The sequence below is a fragment of the Microbacterium sp. LWH7-1.2 genome, assembly GCF_038397755.1.
GTDB lineage: Bacteria > Actinomycetota > Actinomycetes > Actinomycetales > Microbacteriaceae > Microbacterium.
Map to the genome: position 1 here is coordinate 3,194,157 of NZ_CP151637.1, position 13,315 is coordinate 3,207,471.

Sequence of the window (13,315 nt, forward strand, 5' to 3'; positions counted from 1 at the left end):
GCGCGCGGGGAGCGGGCGGGGGGAGCGGGAGGGGACTCAGGGGGTGGCGACGGGCGCTGCTTCCTCGATGAGCTGCAGCAGCCGGGCAGACACGCTGACCGCGATGGTCGCGGGCTGCTTGCCGGGGATCTCGGCCAGCCCGATGGGCGTCGTGACGCGGGCCAGCGCGGCGTCGTCGTGGCCTGCGTCGTTCAGACGCGCCCGGAAGCGCGCCCACTTCGAACGCGAGCCGATGAGACCGATCGAGGCGACGCCGTCCGTGCGCAGGGCCTGGTCGACGATCGCGAGGTCCTCCGCGTGGTCGTGGGTCATGACGAGCACGTGCGTGCCCGCCGGCACCGAGCCCAGCACGGCCTCGGGCACGGGGGCGTGGTGCACGTGCACCCGCGCGACCGCGTCGGCGAGCGGTCCCGGCACGCCGCCGATCCCCAGCCGCGTCGGCGCGAGCATCGCCTCTCGGGAGTCGACGAGATGCAAGTCGAGGTGCTGGCGCGCGAGGATCCGCGCGACCTCGAGCCCCACATGCCCCATCCCGAACACCGCGACCGACGGCACCACCCGCACCGGCTCCAGCATGAGCGTGACCTCTCCTCCGCAGCACTGCACACCGTACTCCGTGGTCTCCTTGTCGCTCAGGGTGAGCGTGAGCAGCTCCGGCTCGGCGGTCCCGGAGACGAGCATCGCCCGCGCGTGCGCGACGGCGGTCGCCTCGAGGTTGCCGCCGCCGATCGTCTCGAAGACCTCGCCCGGCGAGACGACCATCTTCGCGCCGCCGTTGCGCGGGGCGTGGCCGCGCACCATCGCGAGCGTCACGATCACCGCGGGCATGCGGGCGTCGCGCAGCCTTCGCACCGCGTCGAGCCAGTCCATGGGCGGGCCTCAGCGGCCCGCCGTGAGCAGGTCGGGCTCCGCAGACCCCGAGTCACCGGCTCTGGCCGGTGCCGCAGCATCCGTGCCGTCAGGAGAGACGGATGCTGCGCCCGCGACTCGCGAGCCGCGCGCGGCCTCGACCGCCCAGAACACCGCCTCCGGGGTCGCGGGCGAGGCGAGCTCGACGCTGCGCCCGGCGGGACCGAACGCGCCCACCGCCTGCCGCAGCGCCTCGCGCACGCTGAACGCGAGCAGCAGGGGCGGCTCGCCCACAGCCTTGGACCCGTACACGGCGCCGTCCTCGCGGGCGTCCTCGAACAGCGCGACGTGGAACTCCTCGGGCATCTCGGAGAAGCTCGGCAGCTTGTAGGTGCTCGCCGACGGCGTCTGCAGGCGCCCGCGGGTCGCCCCCTCGCCGGTGTCCCAGCGCAGCTCCTCGAGCGTCAGCCATCCGGTGCCCTGCACGAAGCCGCCCTCGATCTGGCCGATGTCGAGCAGCGGCGACAGCGAGTCGCCGACGTCGTGGACGATGTCGACGCGGCGGAGGCGGTACGCGCCCGTGAAGCCGTCCACCTCGACCTCGGCGGCCGCCGAGCCGTAGGCGAAGTACTTGAAGGGCGACCCCTGCTGGCGGTCCGCATCCCAGTGCAGACCCTCGGTGCGGTAGTACCCGGCGGCGAACAGCTGCACGCGCTGCAGGTAGGCGGCCGCGACGACGTCGGCGAACAGCATCCGTTCCCCTCCGCCCAACGCCTCGACATACCCGCTCGAGAAGCGCACGTCGCGCGCGTCGACGCCGAGCAGGCGCCCGGCGACCGCGGCGAGCCGCCCACGGATCTCCTCGCACGCGAGCTTCACGGCGCCGCCGTTGAGGTCGGCGCTGGACGACGCGGCGGTGGCCGACGTGTTCGGCACCTTGTCGGTGCGCGTGGGCGCGACGCGCACCGCCTCCAGCGGCACGCCGAGCGCGGTCGCCGCGACCTGCAGCATCTTCGTGTGCAGACCCTGGCCCATCTCGGTGCCGCCGTGGTTGATGAGCACGGAGCCGTCCTTGTAGACGAGCACGAGCGCGCCGGCCTGGTTGAACGACGTGAAGGTGAACGAGATGCCGAACTTCACCGGGGTCATCGCGAGCCCGCGCTTGCGGTCGGGGTGTGTGTCGTTGAACCGCGAGATCTCCCGCAGCCGGGCGTCCAGATCGGACTCGCGGCGCAGGCGGTTCCAGATCGCCGGAAGCCGCTCGGCGTCTTTCACGAGCTGCCCGTAGTGGGTGCGCTGGCCGGGGCGGTAGAAGTTCTTCTCGCGGAGATCGAGCGGATCGATCCCGAGCACCGGGGCTGCGCGCCCCAGGATGTCCTCGATGAGGAACGCCCCCTGCGGGCCGCCGAACCCGCGGAAGGCCGTGTTCGACGGCTTGTGCGTCTGCGCGACGCGGCCGTGCACGCGCACGTGGGGGATCCAGTACGCGTTGTCGACGTGGCAGAGCGCGCGCCCGAGCACCGGCTCGGAGAGGTCGAGGCTCCAGCCGCCGTCGGCCGTGAGCGTCGCGTCGAGCGCCTGCAGGTAGCCGTCGGCGTCGAACCCGGCCCGCCATGCCAGGTGGAACGGGTGGCGCTTGCCCGACATCGTGATGTCCTGCGTGCGGTTCAGCCGCAGGCGCACGGGGCGTCCGGTGAGCTTCGCCCCCAGCGCCGCGATCGCAGCGTACCCGTGCGGCTGCATCTCCTTGCCGCCGAAGCCGCCTCCCATGCGGAGGCACTCGACGGTGACCTCGCTCGACGACACGCCGAGCACGTGCGCGACGATCTCCTGCGTCTCGGACGGGTGCTGCGTCGAGCACTCCACGAAGTAGCGCCCGTCGGGGTCGCGCACCGCGAACGAGGCGTGGGTCTCGAGCGAGAAGTGCTCCTGCCCGCCGACCACGCTCTCGCCCTCGAACACGAACGCGGACGATTCGAGAGCGGATGCCGCGTCCCCCCGCGAGATCGTGCGCGGCACGCCCTGGAAGGAACCGGCGTCGATCGCCTCCTGCACGGTGATGAGCGACGGCAGCGGTTCGTACGACACCCTGACGGCGGCGGCGCCTCGGCGCGCAGCATCCGTCGTCTCTCCCAGCACCCACACCAGCGCATGGCCGAAGAACATCGCCTCGGTCGGGAAGAGCGGCTCGTCGTGCTTGACGCCCGCGTCGTTGACGCCCGGCACGTCGTCGGCGGTCAGCACCCGGACGACCCCGGGCACGTCGTAGGCGGGCGCGACATCGACCGCGACCCGCGCGTGCGCGCAGGTGGACGGCACCGGCCACGCCGTCAGCACGCCGTGGGCGCGGGCGGCGACGTCGTCGGTGTACACGGCCGCGCCCGTGACGTGCAGCGCCGCACTCTCGTGCACCGCCGGGCGGCCGACGACCGGGTTCTCGGGACGATCGGCGAGCGCGCTCATGCCGTCGCCTCCACGTCTTCGGCCCACGCCGCGAAGAGCGCCGGCAGCGCCGTGCCGAGCATGCGTCCGCGGTACGCGGCGCTCGCGCGATGGTCGTCGAGCGGCGTCCCCTCGCGTTGCAGGACGACGGATGCTGCCGCCACGGTCGCGGAGTTCCACGGGCGTCCCTCGAGGGCGTGCTCGGTCGCGTACGCGCGCAGCGGCGTGGCGGCGACGCCCCCGAGGCCGATCCGCGCTCTCGTGACGGAGCCGCCGTCGAGGTCGAGGGCGAAGGCGACCGCCACCGAGGAGATGTCGTCGAACCGCCGCTTCGCGATCTTGTGGAACGCGGTCAGCCTGCCGCGTCCGCGGCGTTCGAGGCCGAACGGGGCGGATTGGTCGTGCAGGGCGTTGTGGGGCGGGCGTTCGCGCCGGTTCGCTGCCGGCCCCGCGTCGTCGTCGGGGACGGGGATCCGGATCATGCGGATGAGCTCGTCCCGGCGCCGGACCGAGGTGCGGTATCCCGTGAAGTAGTCGGCGAGGTCGACCTCGCGCTCGCCGCCGTCGGCCGAGACGAGCACGAGGCTCGCGCCGAGCGCGAGCAGCGCCGGTGCGGCGTCGCCGATGGGGGAGGCCGTGCCGAGGTTGCCGCCGAGGGTCGCGCGGTTGCGGATCAGGCGGGACGCGAATTGGGGGAGCAGCTGCGCGAGCAGCGGCACCTGCGGGCCGACGGTGCGCTCGATCTCCGACAGCGGCACCGCCGCGCCGATCTCGACACCGTCGCCGCTGACGTCGACTCCGCGCAGCTCGGGCAGGCGGTCGATCGCGACCACGAGCGGTGCGCGGGCCGCGCGCAGGTTGACGTCCACGCCCCAGTCCGTGCTGCCCGCCACCGCGAGCGCGTCCGGTTCGTCGCGCAGGAGCTGCAGTGCCTCGTCGAGCGTCTCCGGTCGCACGAAGCGCCCGTCGCCCGCTCGCACGTCGGTGGCGACCGCCGGCGGCGCCGGCTCGCTCAGCCGCTTCCGGAGCGGATCATCGGGCCGCGGCATCCCGAGCCCGAAGGCCGCGTCGCGGATGGGCCGGTAGCCCGTGCAGCGGCACAGGTTTCCGCCGATCGCATGCAGGTCGAACCCGTTCGCCCCGTGCTCGGCCCCCGCCGTGCCGGCAGCGCGGTCGGGTCGGTAGAACTCCGCGGCCATCGCGCACGCGAATCCGGGCGTGCAGTAGCCGCACTGCGAGCCGCCCGCGGCCGCGAGCTGCTGCTGCACCGGATGCAGGTCGTCGGGCGAGCCCAGCCCCTCGGAGGTCACCACCTCCTGCCCGGCGAGCGCGTGCGCCGGCAGGAGGCAGGCGTTGACGGGGGTCCACACAGCGGTTCCCTCGGGTCCCGCCGTGGCGACCAGCACGGCGCATGCGCCGCACTCGCCCTCGGCGCAGCCTTCCTTCGCGCCGGTCAGCCCCAGACCGCGCAGCCAGTCCAGCGCGGTGGCGTGCGCGACCGCGCCCACGAGCGGGGCGACCCGCCCGTTGACGGTCACTGCCTCATCACGGTTCGTGCGGATGCCGGGAGTCTACGCCGCGGTTCCGGCGCTGCGAAGCCGCGGCACGGCCCCTCTGGACACGCCCTGCGGGCAAGAGGATCGTTGGCGGCGGCACAACCACTGGGAGGCTGTCATGTTCACACCCGATCGGCCGTTTTCAAGCTTCGCCGTCCCCGACGTCGGCGCAGCCGTGGCCTTCTACCGTGACACTCTGGGGCTCGACGTCACGGTCTACGAAGAGATGGGCGGAGGATTCACCATCGCCCTGCCCGGCGGCGGCGCCGTCTTCGTCTATCCGAAGGAGGACCACGAACCGGCCGTGTTCACGATCCTCAACTTCAGCGTGGAAGACGTCGATGCCGCAGTCGACGACCTCAACTCGAGGGGCGTGGTCACGAAGATCTACACCGACCCCGACTACGGCACCGACGAGAAGGGGATCTCGCGCGGATTCGAGGGCGGCCCCGACATCGCGTGGTTCAAAGACCCTGCAGGCAACGTGATCTCGGTCGGCCGGATGGAGCCGCAGATGATGGGGGAGCAGTAGCGCCGGATCACGGCAGCGCGGGCCACCGCTCGGGGCCGAGCGAGCCCGCCGGATACTCCTCCAGGGGTACGTCGCCGACGCGCCACGCGGCCAGCACGGGGTCGACGATGCGCCAGGACTCCTCGGCGGCGTCACCGCGCACCGCGAGGGTCGCGTCGGCATCGAGGATGCCCGAGAGCACCTCGCCGTAGGCCTTCAGTGCGCCCTCGCCGAGATCAGCGCCGATCGTCGCGCGCTCGAGCTCGAACGGGTCGTCGCCGCCGTTGACATTGAGCTCGAGATCCATGTGGTCGGGACCGAGCGAGAAGCGCAGCACCGAACCGGGCGCGGGGCCCGTCAGGCCGTCGGGCACATGGTTGACGCGGCGGAACGTCACGACGATCTCGCCCTTCTTCTCGGGTAGTGCCTTGCCAGACCGCAGGCGGAAGGGCACGCCCGCCCAGCGGTCGTTGCGGATCTCGCAGACCAGCTCGGCGAGCGTCTCGGTCTGGCGCGAGGGGTCGACGCCGGGCTCGTCGACGTAAGAGGGCAGCCGTCGCTCGCCGATCGCGCCGGCCGTGTAGCGGGCCCGTCGTGAGGCCTTCGCCGGGTCGTCACCCCAGACGTGGGTGGCGCGCAGCACCGCGGAGGTGGCGTCGCGGAAGTCACGCTCGTGCAGGGTGGCGGGCGGCTCCATGGCGAGGATCGCCATGACCTGCAGCAGATGGCTCTGGATCATGTCGGCCAGGGCACCGGCTTTGTCGTAGTAGCCCGCGCGGCCCTCGAGCCCGAGCGTCTCGTCGTAGCGGATGACGACCGACTCGATGTCCTGCGCTCGCCAGACCGGCGCGAAGACCCGGTTCGCGAAGCGCACGCCGAGCAGGTTCAGCGTGGTCGATCGGCCCAGGAAGTGGTCGATGCGGAAGATCTGGGCCTCGGGCACGAGCCGCGCGAGCGTGGTGTTGAGCTCGCGGGCGGTCGCCTGGTCGACGCCGAACGGCTTCTCGAGCGCGAGCACCGTTCCTCGGGGGATGTCGACGTCGACGAGCGCCTCGCACGAGGCCTTGGTCACCGCCGGCGGCACCGCGAAGTACAGCGCGAGCCGGCCGTCGTGAGTGGCGAGCAGCCGGGTCAGATCGCCGGGATCGGTGATGTCGGCACGCTGGTACGTCGTGTCGGCCACGGCGTCGAAGGCCCCGGCGAACCCGGCGTCCTCGAACGAGGAGCGGACGGTCTGCCGCCAGTGCGCGTCGTCCCAGTCGTCGATGCCCGCGCCGCACAGCCGCACCTTGCGCTCCGCCTCGAGGGTGAGCAGCTGCCCGAGCGCCGGCAGCAGCAGCCGCGAGGTGAGGTCGCCCGAGGCGCCCAGGATCAGGAGCGTGGTATCCGCCGACATGACGCCACGTTATCGACGGTCGTCAGGGCCAGGGCAGGGACTGGCGGGCGGAGCGCTCCTGTGCAAAGGCCGACCGACCTCCGTCGTCCCCTCTTCCCACAATCGGCGAAAAGAGGAAAATGAGCACAGACGCCTTGGCCGTACAGCACCCGACCCGACAGGCGTGGTGTCTCCCTCGTGATCCCCGCCTCCAGGCCAGGGGTGTCCGTCACGTTCGCGTCCGACCAACTCGATCACTGGGAGGGACCGCGATGTCCACTTTCACGCGCCTGCGGACACTGGCCGCGGGAATGGCCTTGGCCACGGTAGCCGCGTTGGCGGGCGCAAGCCCGGCCTGGGCCGCGGCGCCCGGCAACGACGACATCAACGGCGCCACGGTTGTGTCCGAGCTGCCGTACACCGACACCGTCGACACTCGTGAGGCCACCTATGATCCGTCGACCGACCACGCCGAGTGCGGCGTAGCGACCGTCTGGTACCGCTGGACCCCATCGTCCGACGGCCTCGTCGGATTCAGCACGGTGGGCAGCGATTATGAGGCGACGCTGGCGATCTACACCGGTGAGGCGTCCGATCCTGTTCTGCTGGAGTGCAACGTCGGCACCTACGGATTCCCGACCGAGATCGTTCGGCTGGTCGAGGCCGGCGCCACGTATTTCATCGCGGCCGGCACCTGCTGTGGTGGTGAAGCCGGCCAGGTCGGGCCCGGCGGGACCCTGGTGTTCACTGCGCAGGAAGCGGAACCGCCTGTCACCGACGTCGCCGTGACGGTCGACTCCGGTGTCGTCTCCCGCGGCGGCGTCGTGACCCTGCAGGGAACGGTCACCTGCGACCATGCCGCGACGTCCTTCGTCGAGGTGACGGTGATGCAGCGCCGGGGGCACCGCCTGGCCGAAGGGCGCGGATCCAGCCTGATCGAGTGCGGACCGGCCTCGACCGCGTGGACGTTCGCGTTCGAGTCGTCAACCGGCATCGGTTTCGGCCCAGGGAACGCGACTTTCAACGCGATCGCCAGCGCGTACGGCTACGGCGGGGGATTCACCAACACGAGCATGATCGACCAGCCGCTGCAGCTGCGGCCCGGAGGTTGACGGTAGCCGGCGACACAGGACGGATGCCGCGACCCCGGGCCGCGGCATCCGTTCCCCTCCTGCGGAGCCGGCGGGTCAGCCGGCGAGGGCCTCGGAGAGCTTCACGCGCCCGCCCATGCGCAGCAGCGAGTTCTCGTAGATGCGGGCGGCGACGAGGATCGCGGCGACACACGTCGCGATGAGGATCGCGATCGACAGCAGCGGCTCCCACCACTGCGCCTCGCCGAGGAAGATCCGCATCGGCATGCCCACCGGCGCCGAGAACGGCACGTACGACATGACCGCCAGCACCACCGGGTTGTCGTTGAAGAAGATGACGAGGAAGTACGGCGCCATCACGAGCATCGTGAGCGGCATCGTGGTCGAGCCGATGTCCTCCTGGCGCGAGACCATCGACGCGGCGGCGGCGAAGAGCGACGCCAGCAGGATGAAGCCGAACAGGAAGAAGATCGCGAACCAGGCGATGGGGGCGCCCAGCCCCTGCAGCAGCGCGGTCTGATCGGTCACGGTGAGGCCGATGATCGCGATCGCGGCGAGGATCAGGATCTGCCCCATCGCGAGCACCGTGTTGCCGATGACCTTGCCGGCCAGCAGCGATCGCACCGGGATCGCCGAGATCAGCAGCTCGACCACGCGCGTCTGCTTCTCTTCCACGACGCTCTGCGCGATCGTGCCGCCGAAGAGCGAGGCGGCGAGCAGGAACACGACGCCGAAGCCGACCGCGGCGATGTAGCCGAGCGCCGCGTTGCCCTCTTCGGGGGCGAGCAGCTCCACCGGCGGCACCTGTGCGAGCTGGAGCATGAGCGACGTCGGGGCGGACGACTCGGCGACGATCGCGAACCCGAGCGGCGACGAGGTGTCGGCGACGACCGCGGCGTCCACCTCGCCGTCCTTCACGAGCGCCTCGGCGGCGGCGCGGTCGGCGACGTCGGTGATGTCGAGACCCTCTGCCTGGGCGACGTACTGCTGCGCGTCGGCGGTCACCGCCACCGGTGTGCCGGTGGTGTTGGCGGCCTGGAGTCCACCCCAGATGACGATGGCCAGCGCGCCGATGAACAGGATCGCCGTCGAGACGACGAACGCCTTGCTGCGCAGCTTCGAGCCGATCTCGCGCTCGGCGACCAGCCAGATGGCCTGGCCCGCGCCGAGCGAGCTCGCGCCGCGACGGGTGTCGGTGCTGCTCACTGGATGACCTCCTTGAAGATCTGGGCGAGGGACGGATGCTGCGGCGCGAAGCTCGCGACATCCCCGTGTGCGACCGCCCGGCGCAGCACCCGCTGCGCCGTCTCGTCGCTGTCGACGTCGAACACGGCGTAGCCGCCGTCGAAGTCGAGCACCTCGACGCCGGGCTCGCCGCGCAGCCACCCGGCATCGCCGGCCGAGACGAGCTCGAAGCGTCGGGTCGAGTGCTGGGCGCGGAGCGTGTCGCGGGCGCCGGCCGCGCGGATCGTGCCGCCGGCGATGATGACGAGGTCGTCGCACAGGCGCTCGACGACGTCGAGCTGGTGCGACGAGAAGAGCACCGCGGCCCCTGCGGCTGCGCGCTGCTGCAGCACACCGGCCACGACGTCGACCGCGAGGGGGTCCAAGCCCGAGAAGGGCTCGTCGAGGATCAGCACCTGCGGGTCGTGCACGAGCGCGGCGGCGATCTGCGCGCGCTGCTGGTTGCCGAGCGAGAGCGTCTCGACGTTGTCGTTCAGGCGCTCACCGAGCCCGAGCTGCTCGAGCAGCGCGCGGGCGCGGGTGGCAGCATCCGTCTTCGAGAAGCCGTGCAGGCGCGCGAGGTAGGTGATGTGCTCGTGCACCTTCATCTTGGGGTACAGCCCGCGCTCCTCGGGCATGTAGCCGAAACGACGGCGGTCGGATGCCGTGACCTCGGCGCCGTCGAGCGTCACCGTGCCGGCGTCCCCGGCGAGCACCCCCAGCACGATCCGCATGGTCGTCGTCTTGCCCGCGCCGTTGCCGCCGACGAAGCCCGTCAGCCGGCCGGGCCGCACGTCGAACGACACGTCGTCGAGCACGCGGCGTCCTCCGTAGCTCTTGCCGATACCGCGAAGCTGCAGCATCCCTGTCTCCTCTCGATTCCCCTGCGATCGAACCTACGGATGCGGGACCGCGGTGTCCTCCCCCTGGGGGTGGATCGGCGTTCCTCCGCCGTGCGGGGGATGAGAGATCTTTCATGCGCCGGAATACATAGGAGGTTCACGTGCTTGCATGGATGTGGAACGTCCACGGTGGTCCCCACCGGGGACGCCTTTGCTTTCAAGGAGAACCCCACATGTCCGAGCGGACCATCGGCTACATCGTCGGCAGCATCTCGTCGACCTCCATCAACCGTCGCCTGGCGAAGGCGCTCGAGCGTCTCGCCCCGGAGGGCACCACGCTCGTCGAGATCCCGATCAAGGACCTCCCCTTCTACTCGCCGGACTTCGACGCCGACTTCCCCCAGGTCGCGCGCGACTTCAAGCAGGCCATCGCCGACGTGGACGGCGTCATCATCATCACTCCCGAGTACAGCCGCTCGATCCCCGGCGTGCTGAAGAACGCGCTCGACTGGTCGGCCCGCCCGTGGGGCCAGGGCTCCTTCGACGGCAAGCCCACCGCGGTCATCGGCACTTCGGGCGGCGGCATCGCGACCGCGGCGGCGCAGCAGCATCTCAAGGCGATCCTCAGCCACTACAACGCTCCGACGCTCGGCCAGCCCGAGGGCTACGTGCAGACCACGCCGGGCCTGTTCACCGAGTCCGGCGAGGTCACCGACGAGCAGACCGCCGACTTCCTCGTCGGCTACCTCCAGGCCTTCGGCGCCCTGGTCGACCGCTACGCCGCGGTCCCCGTCGCCGCCTGATCCACCCCGGTTCGGCCCGCCGGCCTTCTTCCCGCACCCCGGATGCCCCGGACCTGGCGCCCCTCGCGGCGCTCGGGCCGGGGCATCCGTCGTTCCCCCATGGCGTTGCCCGCCCCGCGTCTTGGCGAGTCGCCAGAACCGAGCGTGTTCGGGCGCGCTCTTTGGCGACTCGCCAGAATGCGCGCGGGCGTCGCCGCCCTCCGGCGGCCCCGCCCTCCGGCGGCCCTGCCTTCTGGCGGCCCTGCCTTCTGGCGGCCCTGCCTTCTGGCGGCCCTGCCTTCTGGCGGCCCTGCCTTCTGGCGGCCCTGCCTTCTGGCGGCCCTGCCTTCTGGCGGCCCTGCCTTCTGGCGGCCCTGCCTTCTGGCGAATCGCCATGAACGGCTGCATTTCGGCTGAGTTCTGGCGAGTCGCGAAGAAGTGGAGGCTGCAGAGCGAGCGAACAGGTCAGGTGAGACCGTGGCGGTGGGCGTAGACGACGGCCGCGACGCGGTCGCGGGCGCCGAGCTTCTGCAGCACGTTGGAGACGTGCGTCTTCACGGTGGCCTCGCCGATGTACAGGCGCCGGGCGATCTCGGCGTTGCTCATCGCCTGCGCCACGAGCCGCAGCACCTCGCCCTCGCGCTCGGTGAGCTCGACCGCCGCTTCGTCCCGCGAGAGTACAGCTGGTCGCCGAGAGGTAGGGAACGCCCCAGCATCTCGTCCACCAGCTGTACTCTCGCGGTCGAGGGAGGGGGTCGAGCGGACCTCGGGGGATGCGGGCACAGCGGCGGGCACAGCGGCGGGCGGGGCGGCGGGCACAGCGGCGGGTACGGCGGCGGGCATGGCGGCGGGCACAGCGGCGGGTACGGCGGCGGGCACAGCGGCAGGCACGGCGGCGGGCGGGGCGGCGAACCGGGCGATCACGCGGCGCGTCACCTCGGGGGCGAGCAGCGCATCGCCGGCCGCCGCGACGCGCACGGCCGCGATGAGCTCCTCGGGGCCGGCGTTCTTCAGGAGGAACCCGCTCGCGCCGGCCGCGAGCGCGTCGAACAGGTAGTCGTCGCGATCGAAGGTGGTCACGACCACCACGGCCGACTCGACCTCCGGGTCGCCGACGATGCGCCGGGTCGCTTCGAGGCCGTCCATGTCGGGCATCTGCACGTCCATGCAGATCACGTCGGGAGCCAGATCGGATGCTGCGACCACCGCCTCCACGCCGGTCGAGGCCTCGCCCACCACGGTGATGTCACCCGCCGACTCGAGGATCATGCGGAAGCCCGCGCGCATGACGGCGTGGTCGTCCACCAGGAGCACCCGGATCATGCGCGGACCGCCTCGGCCGGCACCGCCAGCGGCACGCGCAGTCGCACGAGGAAGCCGCCGCGGGTGCGCGGGGTCGCCTCGAGCTCGCCGCCGGAAGCGGCGGCGCGTTCGCGCATGCCGACGAGGCCGAGGCCGGGCCGCATCGGCGCGGCGACTGCGCGCCCGGTGTTGACGACCTCGAGTTCGAGGGCCTCGGGCGCATAGCGCAGGCGGACGTCGGCGGTGGCATCCGGTCCACCGTGGCGGCGTGCGTTCGTCAGTGCCTCCTGGGCGACGCGGTACACGTTCACCTGGACGAGCTCGGGGATGTCCACGGCGTCGCCGACGACGGTGAGCGTCGTGGGCAGTCCGTTGTCGTTCGCGTGGGCGACGAGTTCGGTGAGCGCCGAGAGGTGCACCGTCGATCCGCCCTCGGCGTCGCCACCGGAGGTGCGGAGGGTCTCGAGGAGCTGCCGCAGCTCGACGAGAGCGGAGCGGGCAGACGTCTCGACTCCGAGGAGCGCGCTGCGCGCAGCATCCGGATCGCGTTCCAGCACGGCGCGTGCGGCTCCGGCCTGAACCCCCATCGCCGAGACGTGGTGCGCCACGACGTCGTGCAGCTCGCGGGCGATCCGCACGCGGTCGAGGGCCACGGCCTGCGCGGCGGTGACCTCGCGCTCGCGCTCGAGCTCGTGCGTGCGCTCCTCGAGGGCGGCGCGCGACATCGCGGCGGCATACGCGCGGTCGCCCATGTAGTACGCGCCCCCGAAGAAGCCGGCGTTGACGAGCAGCTGGATGAGCACCATCGCCGCGAACGGCGAGAAGAGGCCGGCCTTCGACAGGCTGTCGTCCGATGGGTCGATCGCCTCCTGGAACATCGTGACGAGCAGCCACACGAACATCGCGACGATCACGCCGACGCGCACCCACAGCGCCCGTCGACGGTCGTCGACCCACGCGCCGACGGTGTACATCGCGATGAACATGGCGATGTTCGAGACGTACAGGTCGGGGATGCGGAAGGTCACACCCACGAAGAACACGAGGGCGATCGCCAGGACGACCACGGCGGGGAAGCGCCGGCGCACCGCGAGCGGGGCGGTGAGGCCGAGGCTGTAGAGCAGCGCCCATTGCATGTCGGCGGTGACGTCGGCGCCATAGACCCCGGCGACCGAGCCGAGGGCGGTGCTGATCACCGCCGCGACGAAGAGGGCGCCCGCGAGCCAGACGTCGTTGCGCAGCTCGCCCGCAGTCGGCGACGGGCGCCCCGCCGGGCGCGCGGAGGGCAGGTCGGACATCCCTCCACGCTACGCAAGCGCGAGCGCGGCAGCATCCCCCGCA

At 71.8% G+C, this 13,315-nt stretch carries 11 protein-coding genes; 3 read left to right on the top strand and 8 right to left on the bottom strand.

Going from position 1 to position 13,315, the window contains the following annotated elements; genetic code table 11:
• Positions 1-36: 36 nt before the first annotated feature.
• Genes xdhC through MRBLWH7_RS14835 form a run of 3 tightly spaced genes read right to left on the bottom strand, consistent with a single transcriptional unit; the run spans position 37 to position 4,829 of the window.
• Positions 37-870 (bottom strand): xanthine dehydrogenase accessory protein XdhC, encoded by an 834-nt coding sequence (gene xdhC, locus MRBLWH7_RS14825; RefSeq protein WP_341995790.1) that lies wholly within the window; start codon positions 868-870, stop codon positions 37-39.
• 9 nt (positions 871-879) lie between these two features.
• A complete protein-coding gene (xdhB, locus tag MRBLWH7_RS14830; protein ID WP_341995792.1) occupies positions 880-3,312 on the bottom strand; it encodes a xanthine dehydrogenase molybdopterin binding subunit in 2,433 nt (810 codons plus the stop codon).
• Positions 3,309-4,829 carry an FAD binding domain-containing protein gene (locus MRBLWH7_RS14835; protein WP_341995794.1) on the bottom strand — a complete coding sequence of 507 codons (1,521 nt, stop codon included), beginning with the start codon at positions 4,827-4,829 and terminating at the stop codon, positions 3,309-3,311. The genes xdhB and MRBLWH7_RS14835 overlap by 4 nt, the downstream gene beginning before the upstream one ends.
• 136 nt (positions 4,830-4,965) lie before the next feature.
• On the opposite strand from MRBLWH7_RS14835, the gene MRBLWH7_RS14840 reads away from it, so the two are divergent.
• Positions 4,966-5,379: a VOC family protein gene (locus tag MRBLWH7_RS14840; protein WP_341995796.1), complete on the top strand. Its 414-nt coding sequence runs from the start codon at positions 4,966-4,968 to the stop codon at positions 5,377-5,379.
• Between the two features lie 7 nt (positions 5,380-5,386).
• On the opposite strand, the gene MRBLWH7_RS14845 is transcribed toward MRBLWH7_RS14840, so the two are convergent.
• On the bottom strand, positions 5,387-6,754 hold the full coding sequence (locus MRBLWH7_RS14845) for a glucose-6-phosphate dehydrogenase (protein WP_341995798.1): 1,368 nt from the start codon (positions 6,752-6,754) through the stop codon (positions 5,387-5,389).
• 251 nt (positions 6,755-7,005) lie between these two features.
• Here MRBLWH7_RS14845 and MRBLWH7_RS14850 point away from each other — a divergent pair, with 251 nt between their 5' ends.
• The gene (locus MRBLWH7_RS14850) at positions 7,006-7,845 is read left to right on the top strand and encodes a hypothetical protein (RefSeq protein WP_341995800.1); all 840 of its coding nucleotides are present in this window, start codon (positions 7,006-7,008) and stop codon (positions 7,843-7,845) included.
• A 75-nt stretch (positions 7,846-7,920) separates the two neighbouring features.
• Here MRBLWH7_RS14850 and MRBLWH7_RS14855 read toward each other — a convergent pair whose 3' ends face one another.
• Positions 7,921-9,030, bottom strand: a complete 1,110-nt coding sequence (locus MRBLWH7_RS14855; RefSeq protein ID WP_341995802.1) for an ABC transporter permease — start codon at positions 9,028-9,030, stop codon at positions 7,921-7,923.
• Positions 9,027-9,911, bottom strand: coding sequence for an ATP-binding cassette domain-containing protein (locus MRBLWH7_RS14860; RefSeq protein WP_341995804.1), 885 nt, complete (start codon positions 9,909-9,911; stop codon positions 9,027-9,029). The genes MRBLWH7_RS14855 and MRBLWH7_RS14860 overlap by 4 nt, the downstream gene beginning before the upstream one ends.
• Before the next feature lie 212 nt (positions 9,912-10,123).
• Between MRBLWH7_RS14860 and MRBLWH7_RS14865 the strand changes: the two genes are divergently transcribed.
• On the top strand, positions 10,124-10,693 hold the full coding sequence (locus tag MRBLWH7_RS14865) for an NADPH-dependent FMN reductase (RefSeq protein ID WP_341995806.1): 570 nt from the start codon (positions 10,124-10,126) through the stop codon (positions 10,691-10,693).
• 444 nt (positions 10,694-11,137) lie between these two features.
• Here the strand turns inward: MRBLWH7_RS14865 and MRBLWH7_RS14870 are convergent, their stop codons facing one another.
• Both MRBLWH7_RS14870 and MRBLWH7_RS14875 read right to left on the bottom strand, forming a co-directional pair.
• Positions 11,138-11,995: a response regulator transcription factor gene (locus MRBLWH7_RS14870; protein WP_341995808.1), complete on the bottom strand. Its 858-nt coding sequence runs from the start codon at positions 11,993-11,995 to the stop codon at positions 11,138-11,140.
• Positions 11,992-13,272: a sensor histidine kinase gene (locus MRBLWH7_RS14875; protein WP_341995810.1), complete on the bottom strand. Its 1,281-nt coding sequence runs from the start codon at positions 13,270-13,272 to the stop codon at positions 11,992-11,994. Before MRBLWH7_RS14875 ends, MRBLWH7_RS14870 begins: the two co-directional genes overlap by 4 nt.
• Positions 13,273-13,315: the final 43 nt, after the last annotated feature.